We start from the raw sequence: 16622 nt of genomic DNA on the forward strand, positions 1-16622 counted from the left end.
CTTGGTGTGAGTGTCCTATAGTGTTTACATGATGTAAACAAGAGTTAGGAAATGCACATAATTAAACGAGAGCCTTTTGAAACGGCAAAGCGACTATATCCGCAATGTGCCGAGGCACTAGACTCAACTTTCAAAACGCTAAAAGCAACAAAAGCAAAAAGACCAGAACAACTCAAACAACTTTTTCCGTCATTGGATAACTTTAAATACGTAGACAAGTGGTATGTCATCGACATTGGCGGCGGTTCATTAAGGTTAATCGCCTTTATCGAATTTACAGGTGGGAAATGCTTCGTTAAATACATCGTTACCCACGCAGAATACGACAAGATAGCAGACCAACAAAAAGGGGGTAAGCATGAACATTCAAGCTCTAAAAACCCTATCAAATGAAATTCACACAGCGATGCCTTGGTTACAAGGCATCCGTGACCATGAGCAATATCTAGAGCTTATGGAACTCATGGATACGCTAGTAGAAGACTACGAGGAAAACCATGTCTTGATTGACTTGCTATTCCCTGTACTTGAACGCTACGAGGAAGAATCAGAACACTTCCAAGAGTTTAACGCGCACATTGATAGCCTAGATACTGGTATCGCCACTCTTCGCGTTCTCATCGACCAATACCGTCTAACTCTAAGTGATTTACCTGAGATTGGTGGCAAGTCGCTAGTATCGCTAATCCTAAGCGGTAAACGCCAACTAACCGTTGGACACATTAAAGCGCTATCGGAACGTTTCGGCGTACCAAAGCATATGTTTATTTAGCAGAACACCACCAGCAAGGACACATCATGAATAAAGGCATCGACTTAGACCGCATCCTAACTACCATGAAGAGAATGAGCCCGGAAAAGCTAGAGAAAACCTTTGAAGATTTTGAACTGGTTAAGGCGAGAGCAGCCGCCAAGGAAGCCGACGAACAGGCAAAAGAATCTGGTATCGAGCGCATCACGTTGTTCTTTGTTGGTGGTCAAACTGCCCTACTGGCTAAGCCAAACTCTATGACGCAAGCTTGGCTATTTAATCTGTACGGCAATGGCACGATCACCATTCCAGAGGAAGCTATGGTTAACTTTGAGGTAAGAAGTCATTTTGGCGAACTGCATCGCTTTTCTATGGAGTATAACGAGCTGACTTACTGGAACGACTTGATTGATAGCAAGATGGCCCAAGAGCTTGCAGAGTTTCTTGAGTTACCAATGGTGTGAGTAGAATAAAGTTTCGTTACTAAGTAATAAGGACTCATAACGATTAAAATATCACACCAAAAAGGCAGCGATCATGTCGATACACTGCCTTTTCCAAAACATTTATGCTCTATTGTTGGTTAGCACTGGCGCTAATTAACTTCATTTAGATAAGAGTTTTCCTTACCTATATAGCTATCCGTCATTTTGCAATCTAATACCCAGCGCCTTTCATTAACCTATTGATTACCAATTGAACTGTAATTGGAAAGATTGCATGATATGAGTATGAAAGACAGCTAAAACCCGTATAGAAAGCGTTAGCAATCAGGAGGAAAATGTGGGATACCATTCAGAATTAATGATTTCAATGTGGGAGTCACCACAACTCAGTGGGCTTGACAAAAATGTATGTGCTGACTGTGTTGTAGATGAATCGTTGGCTAGTATAGTCACGGCTAATTTAAGCTCAAATTCATGTTCCTATTGCGGTGAAGAAAATGAAGAAGGTGAATTAATTGCTGCTCCATATGATTTGATCATGGAGCGCGTGTATGAATCAATATTCCAATATTACGCAGATGCACAAGATGTGGACATGCCATGGGTTGAAAAAGAGTGGTTAATGTCAGAAACCAATATATGGGATGTTATGGGAGAATTTGATCCAGGCTGGAGTGGTGAGCTTTGTGAGGACTTGATTGACAGCTCTGATGCAAGCCTTTATCTGGTTGAACATGTCAAAAATGACTGGTCTGTTGATAGTCCCTCATCTGCATTATCATATGGTTGGTCGGCATTTAAGGACCAAGTGTTATATAAGACACGGTATTTATTTTTGTCTGAACCAGAAGATGAATTTTCCTCCGGTAGACCTGATTACATTCCAATTTCAAGTATGCTTGATGCTCTCGGAGCTCTTTGTAATACAGAAGAACTTGTTACTACGATTCCTGCTGAAACCGAATTCTATCGCGTTAGAGTGAACCAACAAGATGAAGAGTTTACGGACTTTTCTGATATTGGCGTACCCCCTGAAGGAAAAGCTAGCGCTGGTCGGATGAATCCAGCCGGTATTTCATATTTTTATGTCGCCTATGATCAGGAGACCGCTGAAAAAGAAGTTATTACAGACGCAACAGAATGGTCAATCGCAAAGTTTAAATTGCTGAAGGACATCAAGGTAATCGATTTTGTCGATCTACCAAAAACACCAAGTGTTTTTGAACCTGAAAAGTATGATGCTAGGCAGAATTTATCGTTCCTCCGCGCGTTTGTGAAAGAGTTAACTTTGCCAGTATCAAAAGATGGTCGAGAGCATGTTGAATATGTGCCAACCCAAATCATATCTGAATATTTTAGATTTAGATTCAAAACAAAAGATGACCAACCTATTTTGGGGTTGCGTTACCGAAGCGTGAAGAATCCAGAGGGGATAAATATAGCAGTGTTTGACTCAAATAATGAGTCACTGAACAAGTGGTTTGAGCTGCTGTCTATCGAAAAAAATTGCTAACAAACTGTTTAAGAGTGATTCGCAACGCGTGGCATTTTTACTATGCGTTGGTTTTAGTGTTTAAGGTGGTATGCGGTAGCATCGGTATTGCGTTGCTCACACCTTAACAGGGCGTTATACGATTAAGGAGAAAAATGAAGCCTGATTTACACGGAAGTAGGGTTGTTTTGAGGTCAATTCAAATGGATGATTCTGATGACTTGTTTGAAATTTATAGTGATATTCAAACAATAGAATTTGCCTCAGATCCGGTTTTTCCATCGAAAGATACGATATTTCAGATGTTGGAAAGCGTCGTCCAATTAGAAAAGTTGGGTGAATCGTTGGAATGGGCAGTTTTAGAGCAATCGACCAACAAAGTTATCGGAACTTGTGGTTTACATAGTTTTAGTGATTGTGGTCATTCATGTGAGGTTGGATGCTTACTTAATTCATCATATTGGCGACAAGGCTATATGTCGGAAGCCCTCAGTTTGTTATTTTCTCACGCAAAATCTTTGGGTATTGAAATATTGTATGCAGACATTGATAAAGGTAACTTTCGGTCTAAAGCTCTGTTTGAAAAATTAGGTTTCAAAGCCCAAAATGGTCAGTTTCAGCGCTCGTTGTGAGAAATCGTATAACAAATTGTTCAAGAGGGATTCGCAACGCGTGGCATTTTCACTATGCGTTGATTTTAGTGATTAAGGCGTTATGCGGCGGCATCAGTATTGCGTTGCTCACCCCTTAACAAGGCGTTATAAGAAATAGGATAATTTCGTGGGTGATTCAGTTTCAACAGAGCTAGCTTACAATTACGCGAAGATGGCACTTGATCAAGAGCTAAAACGCTTTGATTCATTAGATAGTAAAGCTAATAAATTTCTTGGCTTAATATCGGTTGTCCTTGGGGTTCTAGTGAGTGTAATCGGATGGGGTTTTGAAAAGTTTTTCCCTCCAGTAACAAGCCTGCAATGTCTGATAGTTTTTTTATTGTTTTTGATTATCCTTAACTTATCCCTTGCATGGCACTATTTGTTTAAGTCGATAAAAATATCTGACTTTCCTACTTTGAGGCTTGACCAAAATGTTTCCTCACAGCTTTGTACCTTCGAGGAAGAAAATATCAGAACGATAATTATCTCTTATCAACAACTACTCGAAGTACACAAAAATGTAATGCTACTCAAGGAAAAGTATGTTGAAAAAGCATATAAAAATATTTCATATGGGGCAGGAATTACACTAATTGCTCTATTCTTTATCATGGTATCTCAACTCTAATTGGAAAGTACAAATGGCAAATGACAACAAGCAACAAGAACAACGCCCAGAACCTTCAAAGCAAGACAACGGTACTGGTTTTGGTGTGGATTGGTCGAAGAAATCTGAAGATGATAAAACATCAGAAAAACGTGGCTAATTTCTTATAACAAAGCATTTAAGAGTGATTCGCAACGCTTGGCAGTTTCGCTTCGCTCAAGTATAGCCAAGCGTCGCTCACACCTTAATGCGGCGTTATAACGCAATGGAGAGATAAGCGAGTTGTTCAAGTTTTTTGAAAGTGATCGTTACATTATGTGGGTATGTGTAGTTGCCATATTTTTGAGTGGCTCTGCATTCTCTTTAGTTTTCTTAGGCACTGATTTATTGGCAGTGTTAGGTGCATTGGCGAATGTCGCAACTATCTTTGGTACATTGTTTGCGGTAACAGCATTTCTGCGTTGGAAACGAGATCGGCATGCCAACGAGATGCATGATCAACTTATGGAGTTAGCAAAAGCAGTAAGTAATAGCAATGGGCTACTTTATCTAATTCCCATTTCACTTAATCAGAAAAGTAGGGAACGGTTCTCTGGGGCTGCACGTCAGATATTAGATACTTATTATCAACTGTCTTCATTTGAACGAAGCTTGTTCCTTTACACAACAAAGCGTGAACTTACTTTTTCAAGTTTAGGTTGTCCATATACAGCAAAAACACTTGATCACTTTTCAAAACTTATCGGCTTAATTTCTATGCGAGAACAACGCGAAATTGGGGAGCAAGCCGACTATGTAGTTGAGTGGTATGATGCAGTGCTTTCAACAGATAAAGATAAACAGTTTATTGATCAACATATTAAAACATTGACTAATCAACTACCGCATTTACATACAGTTGCACACGAGCTTAAATCTATAGATGTGTCAAAAATTGCGTTATAACAAATTGTTCAAGAGTGATTCGGCACGCGTGGCATTTTTACTATGCGTTGGTTTTAGTGATTAAGGTGGTATGCGGGAGCTTCGGCATTGCGTGCTTCACCCCTTAACTGGGCGTTAGTTTGCATGGATAAACTCTCACCCCAGTTATTATTTCTAGGGTGAAAGTCGTGTTATTTCAGATGATTCTGGGGTAGCTGTGATTGACCTAAAACAGCAACGACTAAGATAAAGTCATCTTCTTTGGTGAAATAAGCTGTGTGTTTTCCAATCGGAAAATAAAAGCCATTTGGGTATATCTCGTCACAACTTCTTCCTAAACCTGGATTATCAGCTAGCATCTGAAACCCCGATAGCAAAGTGTCTTTATAGTTGCGCCACTGTAATTCAGAAAAGTTTTCAACAGTGTAGTTTTTGACCTTGCGCAAGTGAGATTGTGCTAAGTTACTTAGCTTGTATTTGTTCTTTTGCATAAGTGAGTTACAGCGAATTTAGAAAGCTTTCACCATCAACAGTGTTTCCATAGTTCAAGTCTTCTTTAGCTGACTTAAAGCAGTGTTTGAGGTACTCAACTTTCATAGCTTCTAGCTCTTCAAAGTCACGAATGGACATGACAACGACAGTATCTTTACTGTTTTTGCTGATTTTTACTGGCTCGCGTTGTGCGCTCAGAAGTAGTTCGCCGAAATTTCGTTTGGCATCATTGGCTGTTAATGTATGCATGGTCAGTTCCCAATTGAGTGTACAGTTAGATTATAATGTATCGCATGAAATGTTCAATTTAATTAAATCGTGCGATTTGTGTGAAATGCAAACTAACAAACTGTTCAAGAGGGATTCGCAACGCGTGGCATTTTTACTATGCGTTGGTTTTAGTGGTTAAGGTGGTATGCAGAGGCATCGGTATTGCGTCGCTCACCCCTTAACAGGGCGTTAGTTGCTACGAGGATAAAATGAAGAAAAATAGTGGCATTTCAAAGTACAAATTGAATAAACTGGCGACGGAGTCACTAAGAAATGTTGTGAGGTTACACTTTGATTCAGTGCTTCTTTACGACAATGGGTCATTCCCATCTGCATTTCAGTTATCTGTCTTAGCGATTGAAGAACTATCGAAAGCTAACTGGATTGACCATTATATATGGAGCAGTGAAACTAACTCTGGTTATCCTGATGCGGAAAGTGAGCATGAGTGGCTCAAATTATTATATCTGCACCCTAAGAAGCAGTGGAACTTTGTAGCACGAGACCCACAGTTCTTTTCTCCAAATTTCATTGAGCTAATCAAAACTAGAAAACTTGAAGAGAAAAAACAAAACTCGATTTACGTCGGTTTGAAACGACTAAAAGGAAAAATCGACGTAGAAAGCCGAGTCTCAACTCCATGGAAGATCAAACAAGATGATGCCAAGCAAGTCATCTCAATGGTAAACGCAGAGTTGTTAAGGTATTGCCAACGGATTGAAAGTGATGAGTTTTACTTCGAGGGTGCTCGTGAAATGGACGAAGTGCTAAATTATCAAATTTACTCACAATTATTAGCCTGGCCGCATAAAAGTGGCTTAATGAATGATAGTTGGGTTAGTAAAAATCAGAAACGCAACTAACAAAGCATTTAAGAGTGATTCGCAACGCGTGGCATTTTTACTATGCGTTGGTTTTGGTGTTTTAGGTGGTATGCGGCGGCATTTGTATTGCGTTGCTCACACCTTAACAGGGCGTTAGCTTTCTAGAGGTTGATCACATAGATACCGATGATAAATAGGTCATTATTTCTTCTGATTGTATTAATTACTTTCGTCTATTTATCAACGGAATGAGAGCAATGAATAACGTCAGTCGTTTACCTTATAAACTACCTAGTAACCAAGCTGATGCGCTAAAATCTTTAGCGAAGATATTAAATATCCCACTACACTTAGTTCAAGGCGATCCTGTTAAAGTCTCGCAAGCTATGTCTGGAACAATCATGTACCGTCAGTTGGATCGTAATGCGAGACAGCAAGTTATGGCAATTATCCACGGACTAAGTAGTGGTCTATTGAAGAGTTGTCTCATAACAAGAAGTACAGATGTGTTGGTAAACCCTCAATGGGGAGAGTGGTCATTGACCACTGAAGAGCTAACAGAGATTTTAAAATTTCATAATGACTTTAACCGATGGTCAAGCATCTTGGGAGCAAACCCTGGTGCTTATGGAGCAGGGGGCGCAGCATGGAGTATTATTAAGCAAGGAGCCAGTTCTGGTAATATAGCGGTTTTGATTGCATCAATTGCTTTAGTGGGAATACATGAGTTTTCTTATAGTGAAATGCAAAAGTACACTGCAGAGTTAGAAAGAAGAAGATGATGTTAAAATATACAATTTTGTCGGTATTTAGCTATCTCGTACTAATCTCTTTTGCTATATACTTGGGTACAACACTACCAATTCCGGCTCTTCAAGGGAATAACATTATAGCATTACTGTTACCTGTTATCGCTTTTAACTATAAGTTGAATATTGATAAAGGCTTTAGCAGGACAAAAGTGTTCATTGCATTTGTTGTTTCAATAATCTATTGCTCTGTTTCTAGTGCCGTTTCGTTCATTCTGCAAGCGAAACTTCTTGGTACGTTAGAAATCAGTTTGGTGATTTTGTTTCCTTTTGTCTTACTATGTATATTAATGGCTGCAAAACGCATATAAAGCTAACAAACTGTTTAAGAGTGATTCGCAACGCGTGGCACTTTTGCTATGCGTCGGTTTAAGTGATTAAGGTGGTATGCGGAAACTTCGGCGTTGCGTTGCTCACACCTTAACAGGGCGTTAGGCTATTGAGGAGAGTTTGAGCTTGAAAACAGTTTGCGTAGCTCTAAGTATGTTGCTTATTTCATCGCTTGCATATGCAGCAGTCGTTCCTGGTTTTCAGGGGCATTATGAGCGGTATAACAATGATCAATTGGATACTGACACTGCCTTTATTGACTTAACTAAGGTGGGTTCGAACACATACGAACTATCAGGGACAGCAGTTTGGGTAGGAGACTCTTCTTCTGGCCTTGTAAATTTTGGAGAAATCGACGGAATTGTAACGTTAAAAGGTAATCAAATAGGCTATGATGTTGACGGCTGCACTCTCCAAATTTTATTAGATCAAGATACCCTCGTAGTTAGCAAAGACAACGGTTGTGGCGGGCTAAATGTCACCTTCAATGGGACGTACGTGAGAACCTCAGAGAGTCAATAGCCTAACAAACTGTTCAAGAGGGATTCACAACGCGTGGCATTTTCACTATGCGTTGGTTTAAGTGATTAAGGCGGTATGTGGCGGCTTCAGTATTGCGTTGCTCACCCCTTAACTGCGCGTTATACGTAATCGCAAGTCTCAATAATTGTTATTTTTAATTCAACAAGTTGCTTATTGGTGGTAAGTTCTAATAACTTTAGTTTATGAGTGATGTTGTGATGGGCAACTATAGTATTACTTATGCGATTTATAACCCTAAATGGACTTACGGGATAGACGAAAGGCTCTTAAAAATAGGAGCTTCTGAAGTTACACCTGAAGAATACGAACAATACATGCATGGTTCCATCTTTTGCCCCAAGTGTTTTACTCCTTTATCTAGAAACCCTTCGAAAAAGAACGTGTCTAAAAATGCTAAAACAGCACACTTCCGACACCTCCCAAGCTTTAAGCACATTCCATGCGCGTATCACACTACTCAGCAAGATGGCTTTAACTATGTCAATGACGAACTGACAAGTGAGACAGAGGAAGATGGTCAGTTCAAACGCGTTAAAGAATGGGCAAAACTACCTCCTGAAGAGTATATGAAAGGTGATAAAAAAATCACTTATAATGGCATTAATCACGACCCTGAAGGTGAAATAACCGAAGAGGCGATCCCTCGCCACAATGGAAATAAGGTAAAGGTAGGTTCAAACATAGAAACAGTGCAATATATTTGCTGGAACTTAGATTCTTTGTTGAATGTCGGTTTCTCTTTGCCAGGCAAACAAGTTACCTTGCCGTTAAAGGACTTGCTGTACAATACGCAAATGTTGCGCAGAGATATCAGCGAGGAGCCGCAGCTCTTTTACGGTAAAATGAAAGGTTTTCACTACCAAACCTTTAGTAATCGCACAAAAATACAATGTCATGGTAGCAAGTTCATGTACATCTATACAAAAAATGAACTTGATGAACGTCGAAGTTTTGGTGCTGATAGTATAGGGCGTTACGTTATGTTTTTCGGTTCAGTTAAATGGGACGAAAGCAAAAAACCATATGTAATGTTAGATGAATGGGGTTCCTATGCTGTTGTACCTAGAAAGTTAGAGCCTTATCTAGAGAAAGTAACAAGCCACGTATAAAGATTACGTATAACAAACTGTTTAAGAGTGATTCGCAACGCGTGGCATTTTTACTATGCGTTGCGGTCAGTGGTTAAGGTGGTATGCGGTGGCATCGGCATTGCGTTGCTCACACCTTAACAGGGCGTTATATGCTTTGGCATCAATATTAGGAATCGAGATGAATGTATTGGCTTAGATTTTTACCATATTTGAGTTTGGGTGTAGCGACTGTTCTGTGCTTTCTTGGTGCTGAGTTTGTGAAAAGTGAAGATTTCAGCTCTGTCCTAACTTCAGTGGCATCCAACGGCGTATTTTTCTTTGTAGCTTATCTTTTTTATGACGTTATTCGTCAGCAGGTGCTCAGAAAAGAGCAGGGTTATATTCATGAGCATATAAAGCGTCAATTGGCAGGGTGCATTTTTAACTACCTGTATTTCATTAAAAAAGTCATATATGGGTACAACCTTGACACAAATACTCTCGATAATATCTTAGGGATAGTAAAACTTGAGCAACGTGAATTAAAAAATCATGTAGCAAATCAAAGCTACTTGGGATTTCAGATATTCAAGCTAACAAATGAAGTACGCAATTTGTTTGATGAAATTAGTGGTGATGCTGTGTTTCTCAAGTTCTCATCGCATTTGGATTCAGTAAATCTGCTAAAAATATCCAATAATTTGCAATCATTGGAGCGTATTTATCGTGAGCCTAGTAATTTTACGTTGTGCGCTGAAAAGGGCATCGAGTTTAAGGTTGTCGATGGTAGAACACTTAACCCTGAAAATGATGACAAGTTACTACTCATAAAAACGACTGCACATGAATCTCGCTTTGTTGTTTACGATAGCGGGTACTTTGAACAGTCAGATCGTGAACTTCTATTAAATCGTTACGTTTTAAAAAACAAAGCTGCTGACGAAATTTCTAACTTAATGGAAGCAACTTTAACTCTTATGAAGCCTTGGTTACCCAATATTGGTTCTGTCCATAGTACTGAAAGAAAGTTTCGTATTATCAAAGGTTTCTTTAGCGAGAAAACGAATGTGGCAAATAATAGTAGTAACCTGTATGTTGCTGATATCATTGAAGCTAAAAAACGCATATAACAAACTGTTTAAGAGTGACTCGCAACGCGTGGCATTTTTACTATGTGTTGCGTTTTGTGTTTAAGGTGTTGTGCGGGCGCTTCAGTATTGCGTTGCTCACACCTTAACAGGGCGCTGGCGGATCCCCTCATAATTCTCCCAACCCACAGGTATGCGTTAGGCGCTGATATTCCACCATTGCCCAGTGATATTGGGACTCTTGTATTCGGTACCTCCGATGACAACGTACTTCCTTACCAAGCCTAGGAATTGAGAGCACCCGACGATGCTTGATGGTGTTGGCTTGGAAGTCGTAATGCCAATTGGCCTGCATGGCGATTAAGCCATTCCACCACATGATGATTTCGGCCATCAATGCCATAAGCAATAAGATATCAATGCGTTTGGTGCAACGTGTTCGATTATGACGGAGCGCCAACCCGTAGGCTGGGCTTTTTAGATCTCGGAATGACTCTTCAATTTGCATTCTTTTGGCGTACAAACGGGTTACTCTAATGCTGTTAAGTACATGATTGGGGATGTTCGTGACCAGAAGCCAAGGCTCCTTTGTGGAACACTTTTCCTGCCGAGTGTTTTTGGCACGTTCGGCTGTGTCGATGGGCTTTTCTGCCTTTGGGATGACTCTTGTATAAGTAAGCAAAGCACTTAAGCGGTGAGCGTTTAGCCAGTTGGCTTTCCCCTAAAAACTGCGGCTTATCTGTTGCTTGAGGGTAAAACGCTTTATTCCATTGCCAAGAGTGTTCACCACATTTAATCGAGACTTCGCCACGTACACGTCCAAGCCAGAACCAACCTTTGTTGGCGACTTGCCGAAACCAAGTATTTCTAAAGCCTGCGTCGGAGACAATGATAGATGTGCAACCTTCTGGGAGCAAAGACTGAAGCTTATCGAGAAAGTGCTGATGGCTCTTCGGTGAGTTATAGTTTTTGTACTCAAATGCCTGCTCATAAAGCGTGACGGCGCGTCCTTTAACAGATACCGAAGCGCGTAATGTTATATAGCGCAGTTGCTCTCGAACATCAGACCAATCAACCAGGACCACGGGAAAAGGATTAGCACGGGTAATAAAGGAGGCATGCCATTTATATATGGACTCTTTTTCACGGTGTAGATTGCGATTACCAAGTAGTCGGTCGATACGCTTGATGGCATGTTTCACGGTGGTATCAGTGTCGAGAGCTCTTCCAATTTTAGTGAGTGTTAGATCAGAGCCATCCAGAACCGTTTTGGTTGCAAGTATCAGAGATCTAAGTCGTTTTTTGTGAATTTCAGGGCATTGATTCTCAATCGTTTGCTGTAGAATTTGAATGTCGCGCATCGTTAGGGCTCCCTATTAAATCCATTTAATCAGGTGTGTTTTTGGCGAAATTCATTAGATCAGAATGAGCGATGTGCGTCTACTCATTGTTTTATATAGAAATTATGAGGGGATTCGTAAGAACAGGGCGTTATGTGAATTGGAGAAATTGACTATATGAAGAAGTTTATCGCTATATTTATAGCTCTCTTTTGTCTAGCCTCGATTGGTGCTCAAGCTAATGATCATCAGTTAAAAACAGCATATGATAATCATCAAAGTGATGTTCAAGTTCAAGGCTCAGGCACAGTAAGTCGCTTGCTACGTGATGACAACGAAGGAAGTAGGCATCAAAAGTTTATTTTAAAGTTGGACAGTAAACAGACCTTACTTGTTGCTCACAATATTGATTTAGCTCCTAGAATTCCAAACCTAAAAGTGGGCGATCGAGTTCAGTTTTACGGTGAATATGAATGGAATAAAAAAGGTGGTGTTATGCACTGGACACACCATGACCCAAACAATAGACACCCGCACGGTTGGTTAAAGCACAAAGGTAAGACGTACGAGTAAAAATTCACATAACAAAGCATTCAAGAGTGATTCGCAACGCTTGCCAGTTTCGCTTCGCTCAAGTATAGCCAAGCGCCGCTCACACCTTAATGCGGCGTTAGTTTCCTTATCAATATCGCATGTTCAATTTACTGTACAAGTAGAGTGGTGAAGACTATACTTGTTCCATAAAACGTACATGTGGAGGTTCTTATGAGAATCGTATCTTTTACTGAAGCTAGAAATAGTCTTAAAGCTGTTTTAGACGGTGTAGTTAATGATGCTGATACAACAGTTATTACACGCCGTGATTCTGAAGATGCAGTGGTTATGTCTTTAGACTACTACAATAGCCTTATGGAGACAGTTCACTTACTACGCTCTCCTCAAAACGCTGAACACCTAAATCGTTCGATTGCACAGTACCGTGCCGGTAAAACAACAGCACAAGAGTTAATTGATGAGTAGTAGTCAACGTTTACTGTCGTGGACTGATGACGCTTGGGATGACTACCTGTATTGGCAAACTCAAGACAAGAAAACACTCAAGCGCATCAATAAACTCATCAATGATGTTAAACGCTCTCCATTTGAGGGCATCGGCAAACCAGAGCCGTTAAAAGAGAACTTATCTGGTTTTTGGTCTCGCCGTATTGATGACACTAATAGGCTTGTTTACGCAGTCGATGATCAAGCGATAACGATAATTTCGTGTCGTTACCACTACTAAATCAGGTTTAGCGATCTGGCATCTAACAAACATTTAAGAGTGATTCGGCACGCGTGGCATTTTTGCTATGCGTTGGTTTTGTGATTAAGGTGGTTTCTTTGGCATCGGTATTGCGTTGCTCAAACCTTAACAGGGTGTTAGTTCCTCAGAGGAAGCAATCAATCCATAGGAAATTTTTGTTTCTGGTGGAGTACGCGCATGATTCGGATAATGTCGCCTTCGATCCAATAGGAGACGATCATCGAAATCTCAGGAATTATAAGTAATCGTCCACGAACACCGTCTCGCTGTACACCCATAAGAGACTGCTCTAGCAAGTTTTCTACCTTTGCTTCAATGGGGTTGTCAGTTTTTTCTGCCGCATCAGGGTTAAAGTCATAGATAAACTCAAAGATCTTTTCACGATCATTAAGTGACTCTCTTCCCATAAAATCACTGCTTACCTCGATTACGAATTCTGGCTTTGCGTTCTTCCATTCGAGATTGAGCATTTTGGTGCTCAACAAAAACGGATTTTCCTGAGTCAAACTTCTCAAATGCTAGGTTTACTTGTTCAGTTAGCCACGCATCGTGAGATAATGTTTTTCTTTGTTGTTCAGCGAGTTGCTCAGTAAGTTCACGGCAAGCATCACTTAGTGTGCGACCTTGGCTCTCAGCCATTTGTTGAGCTAGGCGTTTTGTTTCTTCATCAACACGAAATTGAATTCTAGTGTCCATGATGTATTCCTTTTTGGTGTGTGTACAAATGTTAGCGCTAGCCTTTACGATGGGCAACTAACTGTTCAAGAGGGATTCGCAACGCGTGGCATTTTCACTATGCGTTGAGTTTAGTGATTAAGGTGGCTTGCGGAAGCTTCGGTATTACGTTGCTCACTACTTAACGCGGCGTTAGCCGTCATGGAGCTTGCTATACTAAAAGTGATAGAATAGTATCACTTTAGTATTCCTTTGGAGCCGCTCTCATGAAAGTAGAACTAGTTACATCACTTAAACGTCAAGCAACTAAAATCCTCGCCGATCTCCACGACACCAAAGAACCAGTGTTAATTACTGAACATGGTAAGCCATCGGCATATCTGGTTGATGTTGATGATTACGAGTTTATGCAAAATCGCTTGGCGATTCTGGAGGGGATTGCACGAGGTGAACGTGCATTAGCTGACGGTAAAGTGGTGAGTCACGATGACGCCAAGGACAAAATGTCAAAATGGCTGAAATAATCTGGACTGAGCCAGCGTTATCTGACCTCAATGATATCGCTGAATATATCGCACTTGAAAATATCGTAGCTGCAAAACAATTGGTTCAAGCGATCTTTTCTAAAGTCGAGCGCTTAGAGGCTTTCCCTGAATCGGGTCGCATTCCGCCTGAACTAGCACATCTAAGTTATCGTGAAGTTGTAGTTAATCCATGCCGTATTTTCTATAAACAAGACGGCGATAAAGTATTTATTCTGTTTGTTATACGTGCTGAGAGAGACTTACGTAAGTTCCTATTGAGCAAGCAATAACCTTTGGGAATGAGCGGCTAACTGCTCAAGAGGGATTCGCAACGCATGGCATTTTAACTATGCGTTTGTTTCAGTGGTTAAGGTGGTATGGGAAGCTTAGGTATTGCGTGCCTCACACCTTAACAAGGCGTTATGTGTTTTGGCGAAAGTCTCAAACTTTAGATGAGCATGTCTGTTAATCTTGGTGTCGGCAACAATAAACTATCAAGGACTGATTTAATGTTTAATTGGACAAATCCTAAGCAAATCGATCTCACTCAACCATATCTGTATTTCATTAAGATCTCTGCTGAACAAAAGGAGTTTCGTTATATTGGTAAAGCTTCGAATAAAGCGAGACTGAATGAGTACAAATCTAACGTGGTAAAGATTCTCGAAGGAAAGTCTCGACGACCGGTGTTAAAAAGAGATGGCTCTCTTCAATCACAAGGTAACTTGAAATACCGATACGTTCACCTTGTGTTAGCTAATGCTCAAAAAAGGGGCTGGGATATAGAGCATTACCCAATTGAAAATGTAGCTAAGCAAGACCTAAATTCCCGAGAGTTAACACTTATAGATGAGTTTGAGTGCAATATGAATGATGGCTCAACTTGGTTAATTGAACAATTTTCTGAACTATCAGAGCAATTGCTACAAACAGTACGCACATAACAACTATTTAAGAGAAATTCGCAACGCGTGGCGTTGCAATTAGTGTTTAAGGTGGTGTACGTGCACCTCATCATCTCAACAGGGCGTTAGCAGAATAGGATAGAAACGACAGTAATGGAATACTTGGATAGATTAATTAGAACCTGTGAAACAGCTAAAGCAGCCAAACCTAAATCTGATTTTAGGGTTTCTAGCTTTAATGAAATTCCAGACCTTGATAAAGGGATTTATATCATCAAAGAGGTTGGCGGATGCGCAGATAGTACGTTTGAATCATTCGTAGATTTTAAGCGGAAAAAGCTTAAAGCATGTAGCAAAGTAAATACCCCATCACATGTTCTATATGTCGGTTCCTCAACTACTGGTTTACGAAAAAGGTTAAGACAACATCTGATTTATTGTCCTGACAAAACGTACTCATTACACATGTATAAATGGTTCGATGGTAATTATGAGGTTCGAATTCTTGAATATGATGTTCCAATAGAGATCCTTCAGCTCATTGAAGATGCAATATCATATGATTTGAAGCCTGCTTTTGGTAAGCAAGGTGGAAACAATAAATAGGATCGCTTTGATAAATCTGCTAACAAACTGTTCGAGATGGCTTCGTAACGCTTGGCGCTTTCACCCCAAGCCAGTTTAGTGTTTATGGCACAATTGTTTAACTAAGGTATTAGCGTCGTTGATACCTTAACAGGGCATTATGATCCACAAGATAGCGAACATCAGAAGTAAGTAGTTTGTACTAAATTACGGTATTATGTGTAATTAACCAAAATGTAGCTACTTATGAACATACCCACCTTTTCTACACCGACTTATCCCTCAAAAATATCTTGCTCTAACTGTAAAGCATGCTGTTGCCGACTGGAGGTAATGATCATTTCTGATACGGGAGTCCCAGAACAGTATATAAAACGTGATCAGTATGGTAGTGAGTCAATGCTGCGTCTAAGTGATGGTTGGTGTGCTGCTTTAGATAGAGACAGTTTAATGTGCAAAATTTATGAAAATCGTCCTTGGATATGTCGCGAGTTTGAAATGGCTTCAGATGAATGTTTGGATGAGCGAGATAAGTTCATATAAATCATATTGCTAAGGTTTGTTTTGTTCGTAAAATCAATCGCTCAAGAATGATTCGGCTCACGCGGCAATTTCATTATGCGTTTGATGTTTATAATTAAGGTGCTGCAATATTACGTTACTTACTCTTAAAATTGGGTTCGAGCTCAATCCAGTAAAATAAAGCTTTAGAAGCAGATAGCATTTCTTACTACTCGCAACTTGAGGAACGAGAAATGAGCTAACCTGTAAAAGATTATGTTTTTTACATCGAGACTACTTACATGCTGGATTACGAGATAGACGAAGCTTGGTAACAAGTTTCGCTTGCTTGACTTGACAAAAAAATTCTTATGAGACAGCTCAACCTAATACACTTGAATTTTAAGAGTAAAGGTATCTTGAAGTTGTGAACTTTATATGTTCGCTAAGTCTGAATTAAGTTACAACGAACCTAAAGTAAATGACA

At 40.1% G+C, this 16622-nt stretch carries 26 protein-coding genes and 1 pseudogene; 21 read left to right on the plus strand and 6 right to left on the minus strand.

Going from position 1 to position 16622, the window contains the following annotated elements; all coding sequences use genetic code 11:
* Positions 1–51 precede the first annotated feature (51 nt).
* The 8 genes from R7Q11_RS18985 to R7Q11_RS19020 all read left to right on the plus strand — a co-directional run bounded on the left by R7Q11_RS18985 (position 52) and on the right by R7Q11_RS19020 (position 4897).
* Positions 52–393, plus strand: coding sequence for a type II toxin-antitoxin system HigB family toxin (locus R7Q11_RS18985; RefSeq protein ID WP_213892697.1), 342 nt, complete (start codon positions 52–54; stop codon positions 391–393).
* Complete coding sequence (locus R7Q11_RS18990; protein WP_025998577.1) at positions 359–772, plus strand: type II toxin-antitoxin system HigA family antitoxin; 414 nt, start codon at positions 359–361, stop codon at positions 770–772. Before R7Q11_RS18985 ends, R7Q11_RS18990 begins: the two co-directional genes overlap by 35 nt.
* A 26-nt stretch (positions 773–798) precedes the next feature.
* Positions 799–1215 carry a hypothetical protein gene (locus tag R7Q11_RS18995; RefSeq protein WP_054579164.1) on the plus strand — a complete coding sequence of 139 codons (417 nt, stop codon included), beginning with the start codon at positions 799–801 and terminating at the stop codon, positions 1213–1215.
* Between the two features lie 319 nt (positions 1216–1534).
* Entirely contained in the window at positions 1535–2710 is a 1176-nt protein-coding gene (locus R7Q11_RS19000; protein WP_225466629.1) for a HEPN-associated N-terminal domain-containing protein, read from the plus strand.
* A 134-nt stretch (positions 2711–2844) separates the two neighbouring features.
* Complete coding sequence (locus tag R7Q11_RS19005; protein WP_225466630.1) at positions 2845–3321, plus strand: GNAT family N-acetyltransferase; 477 nt, start codon at positions 2845–2847, stop codon at positions 3319–3321.
* A 148-nt stretch (positions 3322–3469) separates the two neighbouring features.
* Entirely contained in the window at positions 3470–3973 is a 504-nt protein-coding gene (locus R7Q11_RS19010) for a hypothetical protein (protein ID WP_146441433.1), read from the plus strand.
* Positions 3974–3986: 13 nt separating this feature from the next.
* Positions 3987–4112 (plus strand): hypothetical protein, encoded by a 126-nt coding sequence (locus R7Q11_RS19015; RefSeq protein ID WP_257969135.1) that lies wholly within the window; start codon positions 3987–3989, stop codon positions 4110–4112.
* Positions 4113–4234: 122 nt separating this feature from the next.
* Positions 4235–4897: a hypothetical protein gene (locus R7Q11_RS19020; RefSeq protein WP_104034889.1), complete on the plus strand. Its 663-nt coding sequence runs from the start codon at positions 4235–4237 to the stop codon at positions 4895–4897.
* A gap of 170 nt (positions 4898–5067) precedes the next feature.
* On the opposite strand, the gene R7Q11_RS19025 is transcribed toward R7Q11_RS19020, so the two are convergent.
* Both R7Q11_RS19025 and R7Q11_RS19030 read right to left on the minus strand, forming a co-directional pair.
* Positions 5068–5367 carry a type II toxin-antitoxin system RelE/ParE family toxin gene (locus R7Q11_RS19025; RefSeq protein WP_015296889.1) on the minus strand — a complete coding sequence of 100 codons (300 nt, stop codon included), beginning with the start codon at positions 5365–5367 and terminating at the stop codon, positions 5068–5070.
* A 7-nt stretch (positions 5368–5374) separates the two neighbouring features.
* Positions 5375–5617, minus strand: a complete 243-nt coding sequence (locus R7Q11_RS19030) for a type II toxin-antitoxin system Phd/YefM family antitoxin (protein WP_213892749.1) — start codon at positions 5615–5617, stop codon at positions 5375–5377.
* Between the two features lie 230 nt (positions 5618–5847).
* On the opposite strand from R7Q11_RS19030, the gene R7Q11_RS19035 reads away from it, so the two are divergent.
* The 5 genes from R7Q11_RS19035 (at position 5848) to R7Q11_RS19055 (ending at position 10344) form a co-directional block, all read left to right on the plus strand.
* The gene (locus R7Q11_RS19035) at positions 5848–6501 is read left to right on the plus strand and encodes an AbiV family abortive infection protein (RefSeq protein ID WP_213892753.1); all 654 of its coding nucleotides are present in this window, start codon (positions 5848–5850) and stop codon (positions 6499–6501) included.
* 218 nt (positions 6502–6719) lie between these two features.
* Positions 6720–7244 carry a hypothetical protein gene (locus tag R7Q11_RS19040; RefSeq protein ID WP_005487922.1) on the plus strand — a complete coding sequence of 175 codons (525 nt, stop codon included), beginning with the start codon at positions 6720–6722 and terminating at the stop codon, positions 7242–7244.
* Between the two features lie 483 nt (positions 7245–7727).
* Positions 7728–8123: a hypothetical protein gene (locus R7Q11_RS19045; protein ID WP_213892757.1), complete on the plus strand. Its 396-nt coding sequence runs from the start codon at positions 7728–7730 to the stop codon at positions 8121–8123.
* A gap of 215 nt (positions 8124–8338) precedes the next feature.
* Positions 8339–9253 (plus strand): hypothetical protein, encoded by a 915-nt coding sequence (locus R7Q11_RS19050; protein WP_213892759.1) that lies wholly within the window; start codon positions 8339–8341, stop codon positions 9251–9253.
* Between the two features lie 164 nt (positions 9254–9417).
* The gene (locus tag R7Q11_RS19055; RefSeq protein ID WP_213892761.1) at positions 9418–10344 is read left to right on the plus strand and encodes a hypothetical protein; all 927 of its coding nucleotides are present in this window, start codon (positions 9418–9420) and stop codon (positions 10342–10344) included.
* Between the two features lie 127 nt (positions 10345–10471).
* Here R7Q11_RS19055 and R7Q11_RS29850 read toward each other — a convergent pair whose 3' ends face one another.
* The gene (locus tag R7Q11_RS29850) at positions 10472–10963 is read right to left on the minus strand and encodes a transposase (protein WP_346014765.1); all 492 of its coding nucleotides are present in this window, start codon (positions 10961–10963) and stop codon (positions 10472–10474) included.
* Positions 10845–11663, minus strand: a complete 819-nt coding sequence (locus tag R7Q11_RS19060) for an IS4 family transposase (protein WP_346014764.1) — start codon at positions 11661–11663, stop codon at positions 10845–10847. The genes R7Q11_RS29850 and R7Q11_RS19060 overlap by 119 nt, the downstream gene beginning before the upstream one ends.
* A 156-nt stretch (positions 11664–11819) precedes the next feature.
* Here R7Q11_RS19060 and R7Q11_RS19065 point away from each other — a divergent pair, with 156 nt between their 5' ends.
* From R7Q11_RS19065 to R7Q11_RS19075, 3 genes are all read left to right on the plus strand, one after another.
* Positions 11820–12215: a DUF3465 domain-containing protein gene (locus R7Q11_RS19065; protein WP_017634120.1), complete on the plus strand. Its 396-nt coding sequence runs from the start codon at positions 11820–11822 to the stop codon at positions 12213–12215.
* A gap of 192 nt (positions 12216–12407) precedes the next feature.
* Positions 12408–12662, plus strand: a complete 255-nt coding sequence (locus tag R7Q11_RS19070; protein ID WP_017634119.1) for a type II toxin-antitoxin system Phd/YefM family antitoxin — start codon at positions 12408–12410, stop codon at positions 12660–12662.
* Positions 12655–12924, plus strand: a complete 270-nt coding sequence (locus R7Q11_RS19075) for a Txe/YoeB family addiction module toxin (protein WP_005464459.1) — start codon at positions 12655–12657, stop codon at positions 12922–12924. Before R7Q11_RS19070 ends, R7Q11_RS19075 begins: the two co-directional genes overlap by 8 nt.
* 158 nt (positions 12925–13082) lie before the next feature.
* Here the strand turns inward: R7Q11_RS19075 and R7Q11_RS19080 are convergent.
* A pseudogene (locus R7Q11_RS19080) lies at positions 13083–13360 on the minus strand (type II toxin-antitoxin system RelE/ParE family toxin).
* A complete protein-coding gene (locus R7Q11_RS19085) occupies positions 13357–13641 on the minus strand; it encodes a type II toxin-antitoxin system RelB/DinJ family antitoxin (protein ID WP_136976191.1) in 285 nt (94 codons plus the stop codon). The pseudogene R7Q11_RS19080 and the gene R7Q11_RS19085 overlap by 4 nt, the downstream one beginning before the upstream one ends.
* 245 nt (positions 13642–13886) lie before the next feature.
* Here R7Q11_RS19085 and R7Q11_RS19090 point away from each other — a divergent pair, with 245 nt between their 5' ends.
* The 5 genes from R7Q11_RS19090 to R7Q11_RS19110 all read left to right on the plus strand — a co-directional run bounded on the left by R7Q11_RS19090 (position 13887) and on the right by R7Q11_RS19110 (position 16177).
* Positions 13887–14144 (plus strand): type II toxin-antitoxin system Phd/YefM family antitoxin, encoded by a 258-nt coding sequence (locus tag R7Q11_RS19090; protein WP_017634117.1) that lies wholly within the window; start codon positions 13887–13889, stop codon positions 14142–14144.
* Entirely contained in the window at positions 14132–14434 is a 303-nt protein-coding gene (locus R7Q11_RS19095) for a type II toxin-antitoxin system RelE/ParE family toxin (RefSeq protein ID WP_182033403.1), read from the plus strand. Before R7Q11_RS19090 ends, R7Q11_RS19095 begins: the two co-directional genes overlap by 13 nt.
* 168 nt (positions 14435–14602) lie before the next feature.
* Positions 14603–15088, plus strand: coding sequence for a hypothetical protein (locus R7Q11_RS19100; RefSeq protein WP_170960352.1), 486 nt, complete (start codon positions 14603–14605; stop codon positions 15086–15088).
* 114 nt (positions 15089–15202) lie between these two features.
* Entirely contained in the window at positions 15203–15655 is a 453-nt protein-coding gene (locus tag R7Q11_RS19105; RefSeq protein ID WP_054579183.1) for a GIY-YIG nuclease family protein, read from the plus strand.
* A gap of 225 nt (positions 15656–15880) precedes the next feature.
* The gene (locus tag R7Q11_RS19110; RefSeq protein ID WP_031812801.1) at positions 15881–16177 is read left to right on the plus strand and encodes a YkgJ family cysteine cluster protein; all 297 of its coding nucleotides are present in this window, start codon (positions 15881–15883) and stop codon (positions 16175–16177) included.
* Positions 16178–16622: the final 445 nt, after the last annotated feature.

The sequence above is a fragment of the Vibrio sp. 970 genome (assembly GCF_033339075.1).